The organism is Candidatus Chryseobacterium colombiense, assembly GCA_029203185.1.
In the GTDB taxonomy this organism is placed as follows: domain Bacteria; phylum Bacteroidota; class Bacteroidia; order Flavobacteriales; family Weeksellaceae; genus Chryseobacterium; species Chryseobacterium colombiense.
In genome coordinates this window covers 2,102,086-2,121,668 of sequence record CP119310.1, presented here as the reverse complement: position 1 = coordinate 2,121,668, position 19,583 = coordinate 2,102,086, and the positions used below count along the sequence as shown (strand labels likewise).

The window sequence follows — 19,583 nt, the reverse complement described above, 5'->3', positions numbered from 1 at the left end:
GCGGTGTGAAGAATCTATTCGGCTATATGAGAATTGACAAAATGAGAAGATCATTTTAAAAGCTTCTGGTATTTCAAAGGTGTAATTCCAATGTTTTCCTTAAAACAGCGGATAAAATGGCTCTGGTCTGAAAATCCACATTCCAGTGCAACTTCTCATAAAGTCTCAAATTTATTCAAAAGAGGCAAAGATCTTTCAACTTTTAATTTTCTCAGATATTCACCCAGATTACATTGAAAATATTTCTGAAAATCCCTGCTCAAATGCATCGGTTGAATACTCAGTGTTTTAGATAGCTCAACTAAATTCAGTTTTTCTGAGAAATGTTCATGCAAGATTTCATCAATATGTTTTACCCAAAGCGGTTTCTTTTCTGAGCTTCTTTTCTGATCGGATAATTGATTGAAAACATTCAGCAAAAGCTGATGGATATCAACAAAAGGATGGGTGTATTCTGTATCTGTAATGGTGATTCCATCGAAACTGATGGTCTCGTTGGTCTCTCCAAAAAATTGCCCATTACGAAGGTTTTTCATATTATAACTTTTGTTTTAAATTCTCAATCTGGCCATATATTTTATTGAAAAATATTTTCCGGTCACGATTTCCGGATGTTCCCAAAGATTTTGAATTTTTGATCTGATGTTCAAAATAATTCTTGGTCTCATTGCAAGTTTTAGCATCATTAATCAAAATATAGCCGAACATATTTGCCGGTAAAGCAAAAAGCGACTGTTGCGGATGATGAAAAAAGATATCATTCGAAAGATGCATCAATTCATTTTCATAGAGATGAAATTTTGAATCATTTTCTGTTTTTTGCTCAATATATTCGATTAATTCTTTTAATTCCTCAAGAATAATGCGGGCTTCATGGGTTTTCAGAAGTCCGGTTTCATAGTAAAATAAAATCTGTTGCAAAATACTGGAAACCGTCATGTCATTCCATAATTCTACCACATTTTGTTCTTCATATTTCTTCTTTAACTCCTTTGTATTAGGTTCGAAATTAGGTGGAGAAAACTGAAGAAATGGAATGAATACCTGTTTCGCATTCAGCAGATTCATCCATACATAAATTTTAAAACGGGAAAGTAAATTGTCTGAAAGTGTATAAAAAAACGGAATATCCTTGGCTGAATAATAAATCGTCATTCCATCTGAAAGAGGGAGATTTTCAAAAACGTTGAGGTTATTTTGGAAAAATGACTTTAAATCGTTTGTTTCTGTTACCGCTGTAGTTTTTTGTGCTACAATCTGCTGATCTGAAGTAATAAACTGATTCACCGGAATCTGGTAATATTTTGCAAGTTCCAGACCTTCTTCAAAACTGAACTTAGCTTTCAGGGAAGTTCTTCTATGAGCTGCATCATAACTAATATTCAGGATATTCGCAATTTCGTCGATCAGCGATTTGTCGCCAATTTTCTTTCGGATTTCCTTAAGCAAACGTTCCTGATGCATGGTTTTGTGATTTTCACAAATGTACTTATTTATTTTAATTTTTTTTCGCATTCGGATTTGTGTTTTTCGCAGATAATTTTGAAGTATAATTTTAAATAAATGAGCCATGAAAAAGTTATGTATACTTTCCGTAGTTGTTCTGATTCTTAATTCCTGTACGACTTTCAATAGAAAAATGATTAAAGATGATTTGTCGATTATTACCAAAGAAAATATTTTGATGATTGATGGAGAATACGAATTTAAAGGATATGAACATATTAATGCCGGAAATAAAAAATCTGAGGAAACGAGAGACTTCGCAGGAATGATTAATTTGAATAATTCTAAAATTGCAGATTGTGATAAGGTTATTATAAGATCAACCCCTTTAGCCAAACCCAAAACATACGAAATAGACTTTAAGCTTTTAAAAAATGATTCTTTGAAATATTCTTTTAAATACAATGCCACCCTCAAAAGCGGTTTGCTTTCCTTGAGTAATTATACCTCAAAATGTCATGGAATTCCTTTTTTATTTGGTGGATGTCAAAGTTTTCAAAGTAGAATTGGTCTTACTGCCCAAAAGAATTTACTGATTCAGGACTATTATGATAACAGTGGTGCGGCTTTGTTTATAATGTGGGCTGGTTACACTATTAATTATGCTGAAAAATATAAAAAAATCCAATAATATTTATAATGAAAACATTACCCTACATTTTAATTGCTACAAGATTTATTCTTGCACCCATCATCTTTTCATTAGCTTATTTCGAAGGAGAGGAATCCGGATTTTTAATTTTAGCATTAATGTATTTCGGGTTGTTAACAGATATTTTCGATGGAATTATTGCCCGTAAAGTTGGTGTTTCTTCCGAAAAACTAAGAAGATTGGATAGTCAGACCGATCTGGTTTTCTGGCTTTCGTTGGGGTTTGCTGCTTACTTTTTAAATCCTGAACTAATAAAAAAACAGTGGGAAGGAATCGTGCTAATTTTCGGGATGGAAGCTTTATGCTATATTATAAGTATTCTGAAATTCGGTAAGGAAACCTGTACTCATGCTTTTTTATCAAAAATGTGGGGAGTAAGTCTGCTGATTGCTTTTACTTATTTAATTGGATTTCAACAGGCAGGTTGGGCTTTTTATCTCACAGTGGGATTAGGATTTATTTCCCATATCGATGTTATCCTTATCATTTTACTTCTTCCAAAATGGCAGTATGATGTTCCGAGTTCCTATCATGCCTGGAGAATTCGCAATGGAAAAAAGCGTAAAAAATCAATCTTCTTTAATTAGTTCATATTTAAAGCATAGTTTTTTATTAAATAATCGATAAATCAATTTTTAATTAAGATAGCGTAACCATTAAGTTGCGCTGTTTTTTTGTAACTTTGCACACATTAATTTTTATACAAAAATTTTAATCAACAAATGAAAAAGCAGACCATTAAGGAAATCCTACAGGATTACAAGAAAGTATTACATCATGACATTACGGTTTACGGCTGGGTAAGAGCGTTCCGTTCTAATCGCTTCATTGCGCTTAATGATGGTTCTACGATTAATAATTTGCAAATAGTTGTTGATTTCGAAAATTTCGACGAAGAGATTATTAGTAAAATCAGTACCGCGGCTTCTTTGAAAGTGGTAGGTGAAGTTGTAGAAAGTCAGGGAGCTGGACAAACGGTAGAGATCATCGCTAAAAAGATTATTATTTTAGGAGATAACTTTACGGAGGAAAGAGATAAAACGATTCTTCAGCCTAAAAAACACTCATTGGAAACATTGAGAGATCAGGCTCACTTAAGATTCAGAACGAACTTATTCGGAGCGGTGTTCAGAGTGCGTCACGCTGTTAGTTTTGCAGTGCATTCATTCTTTAACCAAAACCAGTTCTTTTATATCAACACACCTGTCATCACGGGTGCTGATGCAGAAGGGGCAGGAGAAATGTTCGGAGTAACGAACTTTGATTTAAATAATATTCCAAGAGATGAACAGGGAGATATTGATTTCTCTCAGGATTTCTTCGGAAGAAAAACAAACTTAACGGTTTCAGGACAGCTGGAAGGGGAAACTGCAGCGATGGGATTGGGAAGGATTTATACGTTCGGACCTACTTTCCGTGCAGAAAACTCAAACACAACGCGTCACTTGGCAGAATTCTGGATGATCGAGCCGGAAGTTGCTTTCAATAACCTTGAAGACAACATTGATTTGGCGGAAGATTTCCTGAAATATGTGATTCAGTATGTACTGGATAACTGTAAAGATGATCTGGAGTTCTTAGATAAACGTTTTGCTGAAGAACAAAAAGGAAAAGCAGAAAAAGACAGAGCAAAAGAAGGATTGATCGAAAAACTTGAAAATGTTGTTGCTAAACGTTTCAAGAGAGTTTCTTATACGGAAGCCATTGAGATCCTGATGAACTCTAAAGAAAATAAAAAAGGAAAATTCGCTTATCCGGTTGAAAACTGGGGAACCGATCTTCAGTCTGAGCACGAAAGATATCTGGTTGAAAAACATTTCGAAAGCCCGGTAGTTCTTTTTGATTATCCGAAAGAAATAAAGGCGTTCTATATGAAGCTGAATGACGATAATAAAACCGTTGCGGCAATGGATGTTCTTTTCCCTGGAATCGGAGAGATTATCGGAGGTTCTGAAAGAGAAGCGAGACTGGATGTTCTGAAACAGAAAATGGCAGAAATGCATGTGGATGAACATGAGCTTTGGTGGTATTTAGATACCAGAAAATTCGGTTCTGTCCCACACGCAGGATTTGGATTAGGGCTAGAAAGGTTAGTTCTTTTCGTAACGGGAATGACCAATATTAGGGATGTAATTCCTTTCCCAAGAACACCGAAAAACGCAGAATTCTAAAAAACAAAAAGCCTTAAAGTAATTTTTAAGGCTTTTTCGTTTATTTAAAATAGTTTATTATAAAGATCTATAATACAAAAATCGTGCTAAAAATTATTATTCTACAAATAAATTTATTAAATTCGTAGAATATGTATGTTAAAACACAAAGACAGATATGCTTAAACAACACTTACAACTCAAATTAGGACAGAAGCTGGCGCCTCAGCAAATCCAGTTGATGAAGCTTATTCAGCTTCATACTCTGGAGTTTGAGGAGGAATTGGAAAGAGAGTTAGAGGAAAATCCTGCGTTGGAAATAGCAAAAGAAGACTCTAAGGAAGATGATTATTCTTCTCTTGAAGATTCTTACGAGAGTGAGGGTACAGAAAGTATTGAAACGGATTTCGATGTGAATGAATACCTTTATGATGATGAACCTAGCTATAAAACGGCATCCAGTAACTATTCTCCTGATGATGAAGAGTTTGACAATGAAAGTCTCCTGACGGAAGGTCAGTCTTTATATGATTACTTAATGGAGCAAATTCACCTGGTAAATATTACAGATGAAGACGTGAAAATTGCTGAATACGTCATAGGAAATCTGGATACAGATGGATATTTGAGAAGAGAAATCAAATCGATTGTAGATGATTTGGCTTTTTCCCAAGGGATTTACACGACCAAAGAAAAAGTAGAAGATATTCTTGAAAACTATATTCAGAAGCTTGATCCATCCGGTGTGGGTGCAAGAAATTTACAAGAATGCCTTCTTTTACAGATTGAAAAGAAAGTAAGCTCTGATAAAGCAGTTTCTCTGGCGGCTAGTATTTTGAGACATCAGTTTGATGCACTTACCAATAAGCATTATAATAAGATCATTCAGAAGTATGATATTGAAGAAGAAGATCTGAAAGATGCTTTGGATGAAATTTCAAAATTATCACCAAAAGTAGGAGGCAATTTTGATACTCAGACTATAACCATTAATCAGGAAATCATTCCCGATTTTGTTATTCAGGTAAAAGACGGACAGGTAATTCCGATGCTGAACAGCAAAAATGCGCCTACTTTAAGGGTTTCTGAGGAATATAAAGATATTTTATCAACGTATTCTCATGATAAGAATTCTGCAGAACATAAGCAGGCAGCTTTGTTTATCAAACAAAAGCTGGATGCGGCAAAATGGTATATTGATGCCATTAACCAGCGTCAGAATACTTTATTACAGACTATCACTGCGATTGTGAAATTCCAGAAAGATTATTTCATTACCGGAGATGAGAAGTCATTAAAACCAATGATTTTAAAGGATATTGCAGATATTACCGGTTTTGATATTTCCACAATTTCCAGGGTGGTGAAAAGTAAATATGCAGATACTCCGAACGGAATTGTTTATCTTAAAGATTTATTCTCTGATAGTTTAACCAATGATGATGGTGAAGAAGTTTCGACAAAAGAGATTAAAACCCACCTTCAGGAAGTTATCGATAAAGAAAACAAGAGAAAACCATTGACAGACGATGCATTGGTAGTGATTTTAAAAGAGCAGGGCTATAATATTGCCAGAAGAACGATCGCAAAATATCGTGAACAGCTGAATATTCCTGTAGCAAGACTAAGAAAAGAACTCTAAAAAAATAAAAAAAGCATTTCAATCTGAAATGCTTTTTTTATTTACTGATTTATTCTTTTATATGTTCCAGGCCAAGCTCTTTCATGGAGACCTCTCTCATCTCTACTTTTCTTATCTTTCCTGAGATCGTCATCGGGAATTCTTCTACAAATTTCCAGTATTTTGGAACTTTATAATGGGCAATTCTTCCTTTGCAATAGTTTAAAAGTTCATCTTCTGTTACATTGAATCCTTTTCTTACCTTTACCCATGCCATGACTTCTTCTCCAAACTTTTCACTGGGAACTCCGATGATTTGGACATCTAAAATGTTAGGATATGTATATAGAAAGTCTTCAATTTCTTTGGGGGAGATATTTTCTCCACCCCGGATAATCAGATCTTTAATTCTTCCGGAAATGGTGATGTAGCCTTCTTCATCCATCACGGCCATATCTCCTGTATGCATCCACCGTCCGTCATCAATAACTTTTTTGGTGTTTTCAGTATCGTTCCAGTATTTTAACATGACAGAATATCCTCTTGTGCAGAGTTCTCCATGTTCCCCACGTTTAAGGATTTTCCCGTTTTCATCAATGATTTTTATTTCTAAATGGTTTTGGACAGTTCCTACCGTATTTACCTGTTTTTCAAAAGGCGTTCCAATTAAAGTCTGGGTGGAAACAGGGGAGGTTTCCGTCATTCCATAACAGATGCTCATTTCTTTGATGTTCATAAGGCTTTCTACTTTTTTCATGATCTCAGGCGGACAGACAGAACCCGCCATTACACCGGTTCTTAAATTTGAAAAATCGAAACTATCAAAATCTTTTACGGCCAGTTCAGCGATAAACATGGTGGGAACTCCATATAAAGAGGTGCATTTTTCATCAGAAACCACTTTTAAGGTAATATCGGGATCAAAGCTGTCGTTTGGAATCACCATGCAGGCTCCGTGAGAAGTACAGCACATATTTCCGATTACCATTCCGAAGCAATGGTAAAAAGGAACAGGAATACAAACTCTGTCTTTTTCCGTGTATTTTAATCGTATTCCGATAAAATATCCGTTATTCAGAATATTATGATGGGAAAGGGTCACGCCTTTAGGAAAACCTGTTGTTCCTGATGTATATTGAATATTTACCGGATCATCAAATTGAACATGTTCTTCATAGCTGTGTAAAACATCGTCAGAGATTTCCTGTCCGTTATTTAAAAAATCTTCCCAATTGTCATCAAAGAAAATTTCTGATTTTAGAGTAGGGCAGAATTCTCTGGCATCAGTAATCATTGCTTTGTAATCACTTGATTTAAAGGCTAAAGAGGAGAAAATGTGTGACATTTCGGACTGATTGATCACAAAGATCAGCTCACTGGTTCTGTATGCAGGGTTAATATTAACCAGAATAGTACCGATTCTGGCTGTGGCATATTGTAAAAGAACCCATTCATAGCGGTTAGTAGACCAAATTCCGATTCTGTCGCCCGCTTTTGCTCCCAAAAATATAAGGGCTTTTGCAACAGCAGTGGTTTGGTTATAAAATTCCTGATAAGTGGCGCGGTAATTTTGGTGTACACAGATCAATGCTTCTTGATGTGGAAATTTTTCTACGGTATTTTTTAGATTAGCTCCAATAGTCTGTCCCAATAACGGAATATTAGATGCTCCATGAACGTAAGATAAAGGCATAGATTAAGATTTGATAAATAAAATTAACAATTATATCTTTATCTTGGAACGGATGGGTGAATTAAATTTCCTGTGAATCTATATCTTTCAGCTGTTTTAGATTTTTGTCAAGTTTTCTGATGATAATTCCGTAAACAAGCTTATAGTATAGCCAGATAAGTAGTACGCATAATATTGTACTCACCATAATTATACCAATGACGATCATAAGGTCTGAGCCTTTTGGCTCTATGTTTTGGGAATTCAATGCATAAAAAATGAATGCTGTGAATGTCATGATAAATAAAAGTAATATGGCGATACTTATTAAAATAAAAGCATTTACAGTTTTCTTAAATTGAATGATACGGGTAATAAGCCCCTTTAGATTTTCCTCAATTTTTATCTTGTGATAGTTTTGATAGAATTTAAAGACGAAATAAGCTGTAACAAGTAAGCTTAAAATTTTTATAGCAAAATAAATGGTATCAAAATTGGCAATGATTTCCGGGGTTTTTTGTGCTCCCAATCTCTCCAGAAGCTTTAAAAAACTATTGGACTCGTCTCCTTTTATAACGTAAAATAACCCTATGCCGGAAAAGAATAATAACTCTACAACGCTGATCCAGAAAATATATTTAACGTAATTACGTGATTTTTTATTCAGCATCTGAAGAATCTCAGTGTTGTCGTATTTTTCTTGAACAGGCTGTTCTTGCCATGTTTTCTTAAAGCTGTCTAAATCAAATTCAGGCATATTTTTCCATCTTTTCTTTAAGGGTTTTCTTTAATCTGTTCATTTTCACACGCGCATTGACTTCGGTGATCCCGAGGTTTTCTGCAATATCCTTATAAGGCAAATCATCCAGATACATCATGACGATGGCTCTCTCTATATTGGGAAGGGTTTTAATCACGGTATATAAAAGAGAAATCTGTTGCTGTTTCTCATCGTCATCCTCTACAAAATCTTTGTGATTAATATCCAGTTCGTTCGTAAGCGGGCTTTTGCTTTTTTTTCTGAAAAGCGTAATCGCAGTGTTTAAAGCCACACGATACATCCAGGTAGAAATTTTAGAATTTCCTTTAAAGGAGCCATAGCTTCTCCAAAGCTGTAAGACGATCTCCTGGAAAAGATCTTCTTCATCCTCAAGAGAATTGGTATAAAGACGCGAAACTTTGATAATCAATCCCTGATTATCTTTAATAAGCTGTGCAAATTCTTTTTCTTTTGAACCCAATGAGGATATGTAGTTTAGTTGTACGAATATAGTGATAATGTGGGAATTGTTGAATAGTTATAAGTTATTAATTATGAGTTATAAGTTTTATTGAGCAATTCTAATACAACGAAGATTTTAAAGACTCATGACTTATAACTTTCAACTCCTAACTAAATTTGTATCTTTGCAGCCACGAGAAAATCGGCTTGTTGATTCTTGCTTTGGCAAGGGTAGGAAAGTCCGGACACCATAGAGCATCAAAGCGGATAACATCCGTCACCCGTGAGGGTAGGACAAGTGCAACAGAAAGGATGTACAGTTCGGCTGTAGTGAAATCAGGTAAACTCTTTGTGGTGCAATGATAAGTATATCGGTTCTTTTCAGCAATGGAAATAGGGGTTGCTCGCTCTGAAAGCCGAGGGGTAATCAGCTAAAGTTTTGCAGCAATGCACGACGCAGATAAATAACAGGCACTTCTTTTTTGAAGAACAAAATCCGGCTTATAGATTTTCTCGTGATTTTGATAAAATTTAAATTGCATAACAATAGAAAAGCGGAGAGACTATCTCCGCTTTTTCTGTTATCTAAGGTCTTTAATTATCCTATAAATAAGTAAATATAAGAACCTGAATACACCCATTGTACATAAATGCCTGTATTTGCTCCAAATTGATCTGTATTTACAACAAAACTTGCATTGGCAGCAATTGCCGGATTTCCTATTTCGAAATCATCAACAGGATCCCCTGTTATAGGATCAACCAAACTGAAAAGAAAGCCTGCCCATTCATTCAATGTTACCATTGAACTTACGGCTGGAGAATTATAAGGCTGAGGCCCATTAAATGCAGGATTGGGGTTATTTACCACATTCCAGCCGGGAATTGGGAAAATTACCGGTGGATCTCCTGTTTTATCAAAATTATTATAATCTGCATGTTGTCCTGCAGGAACGGTGTATGAGGTATAAGGAGGGTTGGGAAATGCAAACATAAAAGGTCCGCCAGGAGTTGTACGGCTTGCTGTGATGAGTCTGCCTACAGCATCAAGCCCGGTATTATTAATAATAACTAAAGTGTGGCTTTGAGAAAATGCGAAAATTCCTAAGAATAAAAGTATTAATAGTGCTATTTTTTTCATGGTGAATACAATTTGATTGGATTAAATAGTAAATGAATTAGTTTTCAAGTTTCAGGTTTCTATTGATCTGCCTGCTTTTTTCAAAATAAATCTTATTGGCCCAATCAATTATTTTTGTTTTATCACCTCCGGTTTGACGCATCATTTCTTTTTCGGAAATACCTGTAGAAAGAATTAAATCCTTTGAAGCGGGAACTAAAAGTTCTTTTCTTGAATCACTCATTTCTAAAGAATGTTGTTTTCTTTCTTCTGCAGTAGGTCTGTTTTGAGGTTGGTTTATACTTCTCAATGCCTTGTTGAAATTTTCCATTTCCGGGCTTTTCATACTTTCTGCATTATCGATCGCTGCTCTTTCATTACTGCAAGATGTTAAGCCTAATATTATAAAGGCTGATAACAATAAATGTTTTTTCATGTTTAAAGTTTAATGATTTAGTTTTATAAATATAAATATAAATATAAATAAAAAAATACACCAAGGCAAAATTATTCACTTTTAGGTGTATTTTATTAATTGAGAAACTATTGTAATCAGCTGTTGGAAGAGCCTTTAATATTTATTCATTTTCCAACTGCTTTTTTGCATCTTTCAGTTCCTGTTTATCTTTTTCTGAAAGTTGTGGATATTTTAAATTCATTTTTTCCATGGTGTCAATAATGATCTGAATAGCAGCTACTCTTGCAAACCATTTATTATCTGCCGGTAAAACATACCATGGTGCGTAATCTTTTGAAGTTTCGTTGATGGCCTCTTCATAACACATCATATATTGATCAAATAAAGCCCGCTCCGGAAGATCTCCCATAGAAAATTTCCAGTTTTTTTCCTGTTCATTGATTCTGTCCAGGAATCTCTTCTTTTGCTCATCTTTGGAAACGTTCAAAAATATTTTTATTATTGTTGTTCCGTTTTGTGAAAGGTGTTTTTCAAAATTTCGGATACTTTCGTAGCGGTTTTCCCAGAACTTCTTATCAAAATCTTTTACGGATTTCCAGGTTTTTTCACTCAAATTGTACTCAGGATGAACTTTGCATACCAAAACACTTTCATAATGGGAACGGTTAAAAATCCCGATCATTCCTTTTTGTGGTAATGCCAAATAATGTCTCCATAAAAAATCGTGGGAATATTCTTTTGAACTCGGAGTTTTAAAACTTGTCACATTACAGCCCTGCGGATTCACTCCGCCGAAAACATGTTCCACTAAGCTATCTTTTCCTGCAGCATCCATTGCCTGTAGGACAACGAGAAGAGATTGGCTTCCGTCTGAATACAGTTTTTCCTGTAGTTCACGCAGCTTTTCTTTTTCCTTGATAAGAAGTGATTCTCCTTCTTCCTTAGTAAGTTTTCCTTTATATTGAGTTGAAGCTTTTTTTATAGAAAAACTTCCTTTAATGAGAAAATCATCTGAAAAATCTTTATCCATATTTTGTAAGTGTTAATAGGTTTTAATTCGAATAAGTAAGTGTAGTATAAATGTAATAAAAAAAAACCGTCTCGATCGAGACGGTTTTTTATTTTTTGAGTAGAGATTTACTTTGCAGCTGCAGCTTTTTTAGCTTCTTTGGCAGCTACTTTAGCCGCTTTTTTCTCAGCCTTTTCTTTTGCTTTTAGCTCTTCAGGAGTCAAAGGCTTTGGCTCAGGAGCATTAGGATCTACGTTACCTTTAATATAGATTACGCTTCTGCTGTTTACCGGATCATTAGAAAATACTTCGATCATTTTGTTGAAAGCACCAGGATTAGCCGTGTTGTATCCAACTTTAATTTTCGCAGATTTTCCAGGAAGAATAGGATCTGTGCTGAATTCAGGAGTAGTACATCCGCAAGATGGCTTTACGTTTGAAATAATCAAAGGCTTATCTCCAGTATTCGTTACATTAAAAAATCTTGTTCCATCAGCTCCCGGTTTAATAGCACCATAGTCAAATGTAGTAGTATCGAAAGTGATGCTTTGTGCAGATGCAACAGCAAATGTCCCGAATAATGCAATTCCTGCAATTAATTTTTTCATATTCTTGAATGTTAATACGTTTGTTTAGATAAATTTTAAGAAACAAAGTTAAAAATTATTTTAATTCATACTTAAAATTTTTTTTCTTTAGACTATTTTTGCAAATTGTAAATTAAAGTAATAGAATTTATGCAGATTTCAGAAAAGTACAATCCACAGGAAACAGAACAAAAGTGGTACAATTACTGGTTGGAAAACAAATATTTCCATTCAGAGCCGAATGACAAGCCGCCTTACACTGTTGTAATTCCTCCACCCAACGTTACGGGGATCTTACACATGGGGCATATGCTGAACAATACCATTCAAGATGTTCTGGTCCGCCGTGCAAGAATGCAGGGCTTCAATGCTTGTTGGGTTCCGGGAACAGATCACGCTTCAATTGCTACTGAAGCTAAAGTTGTTGCTAAACTGAAATCAGAAGGGGTCAGTAAATCTGATATTACCCGCGAAGAATTCTTAAAACATGCTTGGGACTGGACGGATAAATATGGAGGGACAATTCTTGAGCAGTTGAAAAAACTAGGTTGTTCTTGTGACTGGGACAGAACACGTTTCACGATGGAGCCTAAACTTTCTCAGCAGGTAATCAAATCTTTTGTTGATCTATATAATAAAGGACTGATTTATCGTGGGTATAGAATGGTAAACTGGGATCCGGAAGCAAAAACCAATATTTCTGATGAAGAAGTAATTTTTAAAGAGCAAAACGGAAAACTTTATTTCTTAAAATATAAGATCGAAGATTCGGAAGAATTTCTTTCGGTGGCTACTACGCGTCCGGAAACTATTTTCGGGGATACTGCGGTTTGTATCAATCCTAATGATGAGCGATATGCTCATTTGAAAGGTAAGAAAGTAATCGTACCGATTGTTGACAGAGTAATTCCGATTATCGAAGATGAATACGTTGATATCGAATTCGGAACGGGAGCATTGAAAATTACGCCTGCTCATGACATTAATGACTATGAGATCGGACAGAAGCACAATCTCCAGATGATTGATGCTTTGGATGATGATGGAAATCTGAATGATTATGGCTTGCATTACGCAGGGAAAAACAGATTTGAAGTAAGAAAGCAGATCGCAAAAGAACTGGAAGAAAAAGATCTTTTGCTAAAAGCAGAAGACTATGTGAATAAAGTAGGGACTTCAGAAAGAACAGGTGCGGTGATTGAGCCTAAAGTTTCTGTTCAGTGGTTCTTGAAAATGTCTGAAATCGGGAAACCTGCTTTGGATGTTGTAATGAATGATGAGGTTAAATTTTATCCCGAGAAGTTTAAAAATACCTATAAGCACTGGATGGAGAACATCCGTGACTGGAATATTTCCCGTCAGCTTTGGTGGGGACAGCAAATTCCTGCTTATTACTATGGAGACGGAGAAAATGACTTTGTAGTTGCAGAAACTATCGAAGAAGCACTTGAACTTGCGAAGCAAAAAACCAACAACGATCAACTAACAACCAATAACTTAAAACAAGACGAAGACGCTCTTGATACATGGTTTTCTTCATGGTTATGGCCAATGTCCGTTTTCGACGGATTGCTTGATCCTGAAAATAAAGATATTAATTATTATTATCCGACTTCCGACTTGGTAACAGGTCCGGATATTATCTTCTTTTGGGTAGCAAGAATGATCATGGCAGGATTGGAATACAGAAAAGAAGTTCCGTTCAAAAATGTTTATTTCACAGGGATTGTAAGAGATAAGCAGAGAAGAAAAATGTCAAAATCTCTTGGAAACTCACCGGATCCGTTGGAACTGATGGACAAATATGGTGCAGATGGAGTTCGTGTAGGAATTTTATTAAGTTCTGCGGCAGGAAATGATCTTCTTTTTGATGAAGATTTGATGCTGCAAGGAAGAAATTTCATGACGAAAATATGGAGTGCATTCCGTCTGATCAACATGTGGAATCATGAAGATAAACCAGCAAATAGTACAGAAATTCAGACCATAGAATGGTTTGAAAATAAATTAAATAGAACAATTGTTGAAATTAATGATCAGTTTGAAAAATTCAGAATTTCTGATGCTTTACATTTGATCTATAAACTCATTTGGGATGATTTCTGTGGATGGTATTTAGAAGCTATTAAGCCCAACTACGGAGAAGGAATTTCTAAAGAAGTTTATAACAAAACAGTTGCTCTTTTCGAAGAATTAATGAAATTGGTTCATCCATTTTTGCCATTCCAGTCAGAAGAAATCTGGCAGTTGATTGCTGAGAGAAAAGCTGATGAGGCTTTAGTTATTGCTCAACAGAAAAAAGCAGAAGCATTTAGTGAAGATATTATTAAAAACTTCGAAACAGCATCTGAGATTATTTCTGGAGTTAGAAATTACCGTCAGACAAAAGGAATTTCACCAAGAGAAGCTGCAATAATTTATACAAACGCTTCAGAATTCGCGAATGAATCGGTAATTAAAAAATTGGCAAACGTTTCTGAAATCCATTTTGGAACGAAAACCGATAAACCTAGTTTTACATTCCTGGTTGGTTCAACGGAAATTTCAATTCCTTTAAGTGAAAACCTGGATTTAGAAGAAGAGAAAATCAAGACTGAAGAAGAATTGAAATATTTAAAAGGATTCCTGATTTCGGTAGATAAAAAGCTTTCTAATGAAAAGTTTGTTGCCAATGCAAAACCAGAGATTGTAGAAGTTGAGCGCAAAAAGCAAAAAGATGCTCTTGATAAGATTGCGATCTTAGAAGAAAAGCTGAAAAGTTTGTAAACGATGAAAGATTCACAAAAAAGAATTATTGCAGCCGTTTCGATACTGATTATTTTAGTCATCATCTTTGTTTTGCCTTTAGGTGTTTTAACGGAATATTTAATTGCTTTAACCATGCTTTTCGGTGTTTCACTCAGTATATTTTCAGGAATGTTTCTTTTCAGTTTTAAAAATATCCGGGAAAGTGAATCGTTCGGATTTGTAGTGTTTGGATTGATTATTTTCTTTTTTGTGATTTCTGGAGGAATTATTTACTATCAAACGGTTCAGGAATCTGATGAAATGATGAACGATTCTTTGGTAACCACCGGAAAAATTGTAGATGGCTATATTCTGAAAAAAAGGAATAATGCTTCTGCAGAAATTAAAGTAGCATTCGTTACTGCGGACGGACAAGAAATTCTGGCAAGTGAAATCGTTACTGAAAAAGAGTTTGAACACTATTATATTGGTGAAGAAGTAAAGGTAAAATATTCCAAATCATCACCGAATGTAATTGATATTATTGGAGAATAATCATTTATTTTTCAACATTCAAAATATATTTAGTGAAGAAGAATTGACGAATTTATAATTTTATTGTTTTAGGTTGAGTCTCAGCTTAGCCTAAACCTTAATCTTGGCCTAAAAAATTAAAATGACACATTTAGAAAATATACAAAAATTATTCTCGAAAAATTTCGTGGAAAGTCCTTTGTTGGAAAGCTTCGAAGTTGGGAAAATCTACCTTTCAAGCGGAAAGCTTGTGTCTTGTGATCCTCTGATTACAAACGACATGCAGCCTTTCGCAACAGAATTTCCAAAGGGAGACTTTTCTGTTTTACTGCACAAAGAAAGAGAAAGCAATTGTGTAGCTTATGCTGAAATTATTTTTAGCAACTCAGAGATTGCTGAATGGAAAATGGCAACAACTGCCGGACAAAATGAAAAAGATCTGGCCGATGGAGAAGTTTTTGGTTATCCTGTAGAAAGCGGAATGGGCTGCTTTATGGATGTTGATACGCAAAACAGCCTTAATGAGCTGGAACAGAAATTATACAAAAATAAGGGAGCTGACTTCATGGGAATTTATGAAGAGTTTTTCCATGAATATTTCTTTGATGAAAACGGAGCGATCGATCAGTATGCATTCTTAAAACCTTTGGAAGATCATCCGGGAACTATTTTTGCTTTTGAAACCGGGTATGGAGAAGGATTTTATGCGAGCTATATTGCTTATAATAAAAACGGGGAACCGGTTAAAATTGTAACGGAGTTTATAGAAGTGCTTGTGGGCTAATAAGTTTAAATAACTATTTACCGCATACTGAAATAAAGTTTTTAGATAAAATATTTTAAAATAAAAAGTCCATTTTTGAAGTGGACTTTTTATTGTTTTATGGAAAAAATTATTCTTAAAACTGAAGACGGAATGCATCTGGCAGCTCACGTTTTTATTCCTGAAAATACTAATCATAAAGTTTTGCTGATTAATTCTGCAACAGGAGTAAAACAGCAGATCTATTTTTCATTTGCTCACTTTTTCGCAGAACAGGGTTTTACGGTTATTACTTATGATTATGCGGGAATTGGCCTTTCAAAGCCTTTAAAGATGAAGAATTTTAAAGCTTCCATGAGAACTTGGGGAACAAAGGATTTTAAAACACTTACCGATTATATACAGGAAAATTTCCCGACCTATAGAAAGTATTGTTTAGGACATTCTGTCGGTGCATTGATTTTAGGAATGAACCGGGATGCTAAAATATTTGATGAATTTGTCTTTGTGGGTACTCAGAATGCTTTTGTAGGGAATCTAAGATGGCAGACAAAGGCAGAGGCTCTTTTGGGATTTGGAGTGGCACAGCCTTTATTTACGGAGCTTTTAGGATATTTCCCTGCAAATTGGTTTGGGTTGGGAGAAAGTCTTCCAAAAAATTGCGCTTATGACTGGAGAACCTTAATTTTGAACAGGAAATCTACCAACGGTCTGTTGGAAAAAATAGATGATTATTCTAAGGGATTATATCAAAAAGTATTGGTGATCCGGGCGGAGGATGATGTGTGGCTTACAGAAAAAGGAGTAAGGAGCTTATTGGAGGATACTTACCGGAATCTTAATCCGACTTACAGATTGGTAAAGGTTTCTGAATCCGAAAAAGGGGAAATAGGACATATTAATTTTTTCAGGAGTTATAATAAAAAACTCTGGGAAATTATTTTAAAAGAATTGAAAAATGAATAATTTAATTGCTAACACAATAAAATTTGTGAAAGAAAAATTAGAAGGGGCAGAAGCGGGACATGATTGGTTTCATATCGAAAGAGTCTGGAAGCTTTCCAAAAAGATTGCTGAAAAAGAAGAGTGTAATGTTGAGGTCGTTGAACTTTCTGCGTTATTGCACGATATTGCAGATCCTAAATTTCATAATGGAGATGAGACCTTGGCCTTAAAAATTTCGCGTGAATTTTTAGAAAGTCAGAATGCTTCCGAAGATATTATTGAACAGGTTTTATTCGTGATCAAAAATATTTCATTTAAAAATAGGGGAGAAGCGCCTGAAAATCTTCCGATCGAGCTTAAAATCGTTCAGGATGCCGACAGAATTGATGCAATTGGAGCAATTGGAATAGGAAGGACGTTTAATTTCGGTGGTTTTAAAAATAACCCGATGTATGATCCGAATATTAAACCAAGCCTGAATATGTCTAAAGAAGAATATAAAAAATCAAACGGGACGACAATTAATCATTTTTACGAAAAACTTCTTTTGCTGAAAGATCTGATGAATACTTCTGAAGGTAAGAAAATAGCACAGGAAAGACATGATTTTATGCTGAGTTTTCTTGATCAGTTTTATAAAGAATGGAATGTTGATTAGATGATTTCTTAATTGACTATCTTTGTGAAATGGGGTATCTTCTTTTTATCATATTGATTACTTTGATCATCTCACTTTTTTTATCAAAGGTAAAATTAGGATGGGCAAAGATTTTCAGAGCTGTAATATTGGTTTTTTCCATTTCTCTTTTTACCTATTGGTTCATTAAAAAAAGTTCAATCGGTATTGTACAGAATGCTGTTGCTTTGCAGCTGATTAATAAGCTTCCCCAACCATTGGATTTTTATGTTCTGAATGTCAAAAACGGGAAGAGTGATGGTTTTGAAGTCATGCATTTGGGGAAAATCCGTCCTGAATATTACAGAGTTGAATACCTCAAAATGAAAAACTCTGATGAATATTGGATTATCGGATATTTAGGTAAAAAAAATGCCGTTTATTTTTCTCAGCACTCAGTTCCGAATAAAAATATTGACCAAATGATCGAGGTGCAGAATTACATTAACCAAAGTGTAAAACTGTCTGGCATTGCTAAAAAAGAAATAGAGATCTATAATCAGGAAAATATTAAACTGGGAGTTCTCATCACATTAGATCTCCTGCTTCTGTTTTTAAATCTTTCTTTATTCATAAGAAAAAAATAAATTAGATTATCCTGTTAAGGATAATCTAATATTTGCATTACGATTTCTTTTACATCTTCCGGACAGCTTCTGATAATTCTGTCTTTATTATGTTTGTTAATCTGACTGGGAGTTACCCATTCAATTAATGGATTAGTATCATTATTGTTTTCTACTTTTTTTATTGTATTGTCATTGTAGAATGTATACTGTTCCGCCTGATCTCCTGTGAGGGTGATGGTACAAATTTCTTTTTCCATTATTTTAGTTTTATTAATTACTCTACATAATGTGATTTAAACTATCACAATATAGTGAATTTTATAAAATATTATAAAATATTATAAAATATTTTAAAGTGTTGATCTTTTGTGTCTTTTGATGGTTTTTTTGTGCTTTTAAGAAGTTTTTTTTAGGGAGTTATTATTGATAATATTGTTTTAATAAATTTTTATTTGGGTGTTAAAATAAAGTTTGCATGCTTTCGGTAGCCATTTGAGGTACTTTAAGCTCGGTTTTCCATTCTTCATTCATTTTTTTGATGAAATAAGCTGATAAAAGTGGGGATGCTTTTTCAATATTTTGATGGACGAAGAAATAAAGGTTTTGAAGCCCTTCTTTTTTCCATTCCGTAAGATGTTTGAGCCAGTCATCCAATCTTTCGTAATCGCTTTCTGCATTCGCGCCGACATATCTGATAAAAGCATTGGGAGTGGTAAGCCTCATATGAAGCATATCTCTTCTTCCTGCTGTGTCTACAATAATGTTTGTAATGTTATTTTTCTCAAAGAGTTCACAGGTTTTATTGAGGATTTCCTCATCACTGAACCAATCCGTATTTCTTAATTCTATGGCCAAGGGAACTTCTTGTGGCCAGTTATTCACAAATTTTTCCAGCCTTTCATAATCTTTTGGTTTAAAATTATCATGAAGCTGTAGAAAAACCATTCCCAATTTTTCATCAAAGTTCAGTACAGCTGAAGCAAATTGAGTGACCACATCATCAATATTTAATAATCTTCTAAAGTGAGAAACTGTATTGGTGATTTTCGGAAAAAATTTAAAATCTGGTGGTGTCTTTTCTTTCCAGGTTTGTACCTGATCCGGAGTAGGCATTCCGTAAAAAGTAGCATTCAGTTCAATAGAATTGAATTGCGTAGAATAGTAAGACAGCTCGTCTTTCGTGCCTTTAGGATAGAATCCTTTCAAATCGGTTTTGTTCCATTTAGCACACCCGATTGAGATGTTTTCTAGCCCTTTTTTATTTTGCTTTAAAATATCTTTCGTTCTGGGATGATCTTTGGGTAAAGTGAAATCTATTTTTGAAGGGTCTTCTACTTGTCCGAATTTCATAAGAGTATTTTTAGTCTATGGCTAATTTAAGAATTTAAGGCATTAATATGGCCGTTTATTCT

22 protein-coding genes and 1 other RNA gene are annotated in these 19,583 nt (G+C 34.6%); 11 read left to right on the top strand and 12 right to left on the bottom strand.

What is annotated here, in order from left to right:
* Positions 1 to 50: 50 nt before the first annotated feature.
* Genes P0Y62_09420 through P0Y62_09410 form a run of 3 tightly spaced genes read right to left on the bottom strand, consistent with a single transcriptional unit; the run spans position 51 to position 1,515 of the window.
* A complete protein-coding gene (locus P0Y62_09420) occupies positions 51 to 146 on the bottom strand; it encodes an AraC family transcriptional regulator (protein WEK71791.1) in 96 nt (31 codons plus the stop codon).
* Between the two features lie 9 nt (positions 147 to 155).
* The gene (locus P0Y62_09415; protein WEK68093.1) at positions 156 to 536 is read right to left on the bottom strand and encodes a hypothetical protein; all 381 of its coding nucleotides are present in this window, start codon (positions 534 to 536) and stop codon (positions 156 to 158) included.
* Between the two features lies 1 nt (position 537).
* Positions 538 to 1,515: an XRE family transcriptional regulator gene (locus P0Y62_09410; protein ID WEK68092.1), complete on the bottom strand. Its 978-nt coding sequence runs from the start codon at positions 1,513 to 1,515 to the stop codon at positions 538 to 540.
* A 55-nt stretch (positions 1,516 to 1,570) separates the two neighbouring features.
* Here P0Y62_09410 and P0Y62_09405 point away from each other — a divergent pair, with 55 nt between their 5' ends.
* The 4 genes from P0Y62_09405 to rpoN all read left to right on the top strand — a co-directional run bounded on the left by P0Y62_09405 (position 1,571) and on the right by rpoN (position 5,950).
* Positions 1,571 to 2,137, top strand: coding sequence for a hypothetical protein (locus P0Y62_09405; GenBank protein WEK68091.1), 567 nt, complete (start codon positions 1,571 to 1,573; stop codon positions 2,135 to 2,137).
* 8 nt (positions 2,138 to 2,145) lie between these two features.
* A complete protein-coding gene (locus P0Y62_09400; protein ID WEK68090.1) occupies positions 2,146 to 2,745 on the top strand; it encodes a CDP-alcohol phosphatidyltransferase family protein in 600 nt (199 codons plus the stop codon).
* A gap of 135 nt (positions 2,746 to 2,880) precedes the next feature.
* Positions 2,881 to 4,329, top strand: coding sequence for an asparagine--tRNA ligase (asnS, locus tag P0Y62_09395; protein ID WEK68089.1), 1,449 nt, complete (start codon positions 2,881 to 2,883; stop codon positions 4,327 to 4,329).
* A gap of 157 nt (positions 4,330 to 4,486) precedes the next feature.
* Positions 4,487 to 5,950 carry an RNA polymerase factor sigma-54 gene (gene rpoN / locus P0Y62_09390; GenBank protein WEK68088.1) on the top strand — a complete coding sequence of 488 codons (1,464 nt, stop codon included), beginning with the start codon at positions 4,487 to 4,489 and terminating at the stop codon, positions 5,948 to 5,950.
* Positions 5,951 to 5,999: 49 nt separating this feature from the next.
* On the opposite strand, the gene P0Y62_09385 is transcribed toward rpoN, so the two are convergent.
* From P0Y62_09385 to P0Y62_09375, 3 genes are all read right to left on the bottom strand, one after another.
* Positions 6,000 to 7,622, bottom strand: a complete 1,623-nt coding sequence (locus P0Y62_09385; GenBank protein WEK68087.1) for an AMP-binding protein — start codon at positions 7,620 to 7,622, stop codon at positions 6,000 to 6,002.
* Between the two features lie 61 nt (positions 7,623 to 7,683).
* Positions 7,684 to 8,358, bottom strand: coding sequence for a beta-carotene 15,15'-monooxygenase (locus tag P0Y62_09380; protein ID WEK71763.1), 675 nt, complete (start codon positions 8,356 to 8,358; stop codon positions 7,684 to 7,686).
* Positions 8,351 to 8,842, bottom strand: coding sequence for a sigma-70 family RNA polymerase sigma factor (locus P0Y62_09375; protein WEK71762.1), 492 nt, complete (start codon positions 8,840 to 8,842; stop codon positions 8,351 to 8,353). The genes P0Y62_09380 and P0Y62_09375 overlap by 8 nt, the downstream gene beginning before the upstream one ends.
* A gap of 175 nt (positions 8,843 to 9,017) precedes the next feature.
* Here P0Y62_09375 and rnpB point away from each other — a divergent pair.
* Positions 9,018 to 9,343, top strand: an RNA gene (gene rnpB, locus P0Y62_09370) — RNase P RNA component class A.
* A 78-nt stretch (positions 9,344 to 9,421) separates the two neighbouring features.
* Here the strand turns inward: rnpB and P0Y62_09365 are convergent.
* The 4 genes from P0Y62_09365 to P0Y62_09350 form a co-directional block, all read right to left on the bottom strand.
* Positions 9,422 to 9,964 (bottom strand): hypothetical protein, encoded by a 543-nt coding sequence (locus P0Y62_09365; protein WEK71761.1) that lies wholly within the window; start codon positions 9,962 to 9,964, stop codon positions 9,422 to 9,424.
* 37 nt (positions 9,965 to 10,001) lie between these two features.
* Positions 10,002 to 10,379: a hypothetical protein gene (locus P0Y62_09360; protein ID WEK71760.1), complete on the bottom strand. Its 378-nt coding sequence runs from the start codon at positions 10,377 to 10,379 to the stop codon at positions 10,002 to 10,004.
* A gap of 142 nt (positions 10,380 to 10,521) precedes the next feature.
* On the bottom strand, positions 10,522 to 11,391 hold the full coding sequence (locus P0Y62_09355; protein WEK71759.1) for a polyphosphate kinase 2 family protein: 870 nt from the start codon (positions 11,389 to 11,391) through the stop codon (positions 10,522 to 10,524).
* Positions 11,392 to 11,498: 107 nt separating this feature from the next.
* A complete protein-coding gene (locus tag P0Y62_09350) occupies positions 11,499 to 11,978 on the bottom strand; it encodes a DUF1573 domain-containing protein (GenBank protein ID WEK71758.1) in 480 nt (159 codons plus the stop codon).
* A gap of 129 nt (positions 11,979 to 12,107) precedes the next feature.
* Between P0Y62_09350 and P0Y62_09345 the strand changes: the two genes are divergently transcribed.
* From P0Y62_09345 to P0Y62_09320, 6 genes are all read left to right on the top strand, one after another.
* Positions 12,108 to 14,723 (top strand): valine--tRNA ligase, encoded by a 2,616-nt coding sequence (locus P0Y62_09345; GenBank protein ID WEK71757.1) that lies wholly within the window; start codon positions 12,108 to 12,110, stop codon positions 14,721 to 14,723.
* Between the two features lie 3 nt (positions 14,724 to 14,726).
* Complete coding sequence (locus P0Y62_09340; GenBank protein WEK71756.1) at positions 14,727 to 15,239, top strand: hypothetical protein; 513 nt, start codon at positions 14,727 to 14,729, stop codon at positions 15,237 to 15,239.
* A 121-nt stretch (positions 15,240 to 15,360) separates the two neighbouring features.
* Positions 15,361 to 16,002 (top strand): DUF4241 domain-containing protein, encoded by a 642-nt coding sequence (locus P0Y62_09335; protein WEK71755.1) that lies wholly within the window; start codon positions 15,361 to 15,363, stop codon positions 16,000 to 16,002.
* A 99-nt stretch (positions 16,003 to 16,101) separates the two neighbouring features.
* The gene (locus tag P0Y62_09330) at positions 16,102 to 16,947 is read left to right on the top strand and encodes an alpha/beta hydrolase (protein ID WEK71754.1); all 846 of its coding nucleotides are present in this window, start codon (positions 16,102 to 16,104) and stop codon (positions 16,945 to 16,947) included.
* Positions 16,940 to 17,584 (top strand): HD domain-containing protein, encoded by a 645-nt coding sequence (locus tag P0Y62_09325; GenBank protein WEK71753.1) that lies wholly within the window; start codon positions 16,940 to 16,942, stop codon positions 17,582 to 17,584. Before P0Y62_09330 ends, P0Y62_09325 begins: the two co-directional genes overlap by 8 nt.
* A 29-nt stretch (positions 17,585 to 17,613) precedes the next feature.
* Positions 17,614 to 18,189 (top strand): hypothetical protein, encoded by a 576-nt coding sequence (locus P0Y62_09320; GenBank protein ID WEK71752.1) that lies wholly within the window; start codon positions 17,614 to 17,616, stop codon positions 18,187 to 18,189.
* 14 nt (positions 18,190 to 18,203) lie between these two features.
* On the opposite strand, the gene P0Y62_09315 is transcribed toward P0Y62_09320, so the two are convergent.
* Positions 18,204 to 18,428 carry a hypothetical protein gene (locus P0Y62_09315; GenBank protein WEK71751.1) on the bottom strand — a complete coding sequence of 75 codons (225 nt, stop codon included), beginning with the start codon at positions 18,426 to 18,428 and terminating at the stop codon, positions 18,204 to 18,206.
* A gap of 202 nt (positions 18,429 to 18,630) precedes the next feature.
* Positions 18,631 to 19,521 carry a DUF72 domain-containing protein gene (locus tag P0Y62_09310; GenBank protein WEK71750.1) on the bottom strand — a complete coding sequence of 297 codons (891 nt, stop codon included), beginning with the start codon at positions 19,519 to 19,521 and terminating at the stop codon, positions 18,631 to 18,633.
* Positions 19,522 to 19,583: the final 62 nt, after the last annotated feature.

What these genes read in the sequence shown, in the direction of transcription:
- P0Y62_09415 (WEK68093.1), bottom strand. Translation starts at nt 536, where the DNA reads ATGAAAAACCTTCGTAATGGGCAATTTTTTGGAGAGACCAACGAGACC.
- P0Y62_09410 (WEK68092.1), bottom strand. Translation starts at nt 1,515, where the DNA reads ATGCGAAAAAAAATTAAAATAAATAAGTACATTTGTGAAAATCACAAA.
- P0Y62_09405 (WEK68091.1), top strand. Translation starts at nt 1,571, where the DNA reads ATGAAAAAGTTATGTATACTTTCCGTAGTTGTTCTGATTCTTAATTCC.
- P0Y62_09400 (WEK68090.1), top strand. Translation starts at nt 2,146, where the DNA reads ATGAAAACATTACCCTACATTTTAATTGCTACAAGATTTATTCTTGCA.
- asnS (WEK68089.1), top strand. Translation starts at nt 2,881, where the DNA reads ATGAAAAAGCAGACCATTAAGGAAATCCTACAGGATTACAAGAAAGTA.
- rpoN (WEK68088.1), top strand. Translation starts at nt 4,487, where the DNA reads ATGCTTAAACAACACTTACAACTCAAATTAGGACAGAAGCTGGCGCCT.
- P0Y62_09385 (WEK68087.1), bottom strand. Translation starts at nt 7,622, where the DNA reads ATGCCTTTATCTTACGTTCATGGAGCATCTAATATTCCGTTATTGGGA.
- P0Y62_09380 (WEK71763.1), bottom strand. Translation starts at nt 8,358, where the DNA reads ATGCCTGAATTTGATTTAGACAGCTTTAAGAAAACATGGCAAGAACAG.
- P0Y62_09365 (WEK71761.1), bottom strand. Translation starts at nt 9,964, where the DNA reads ATGAAAAAAATAGCACTATTAATACTTTTATTCTTAGGAATTTTCGCA.
- P0Y62_09360 (WEK71760.1), bottom strand. Translation starts at nt 10,379, where the DNA reads ATGAAAAAACATTTATTGTTATCAGCCTTTATAATATTAGGCTTAACA.
- P0Y62_09355 (WEK71759.1), bottom strand. Translation starts at nt 11,391, where the DNA reads ATGGATAAAGATTTTTCAGATGATTTTCTCATTAAAGGAAGTTTTTCT.
- P0Y62_09350 (WEK71758.1), bottom strand. Translation starts at nt 11,978, where the DNA reads ATGAAAAAATTAATTGCAGGAATTGCATTATTCGGGACATTTGCTGTT.
- P0Y62_09345 (WEK71757.1), top strand. Translation starts at nt 12,108, where the DNA reads ATGCAGATTTCAGAAAAGTACAATCCACAGGAAACAGAACAAAAGTGG.
- P0Y62_09340 (WEK71756.1), top strand. Translation starts at nt 14,727, where the DNA reads ATGAAAGATTCACAAAAAAGAATTATTGCAGCCGTTTCGATACTGATT.
- P0Y62_09335 (WEK71755.1), top strand. Translation starts at nt 15,361, where the DNA reads ATGACACATTTAGAAAATATACAAAAATTATTCTCGAAAAATTTCGTG.
- P0Y62_09330 (WEK71754.1), top strand. Translation starts at nt 16,102, where the DNA reads ATGGAAAAAATTATTCTTAAAACTGAAGACGGAATGCATCTGGCAGCT.
- P0Y62_09325 (WEK71753.1), top strand. Translation starts at nt 16,940, where the DNA reads ATGAATAATTTAATTGCTAACACAATAAAATTTGTGAAAGAAAAATTA.
- P0Y62_09320 (WEK71752.1), top strand. Translation starts at nt 17,614, where the DNA reads ATGGGGTATCTTCTTTTTATCATATTGATTACTTTGATCATCTCACTT.
- P0Y62_09315 (WEK71751.1), bottom strand. Translation starts at nt 18,428, where the DNA reads ATGGAAAAAGAAATTTGTACCATCACCCTCACAGGAGATCAGGCGGAA.
- P0Y62_09310 (WEK71750.1), bottom strand. Translation starts at nt 19,521, where the DNA reads ATGAAATTCGGACAAGTAGAAGACCCTTCAAAAATAGATTTCACTTTA.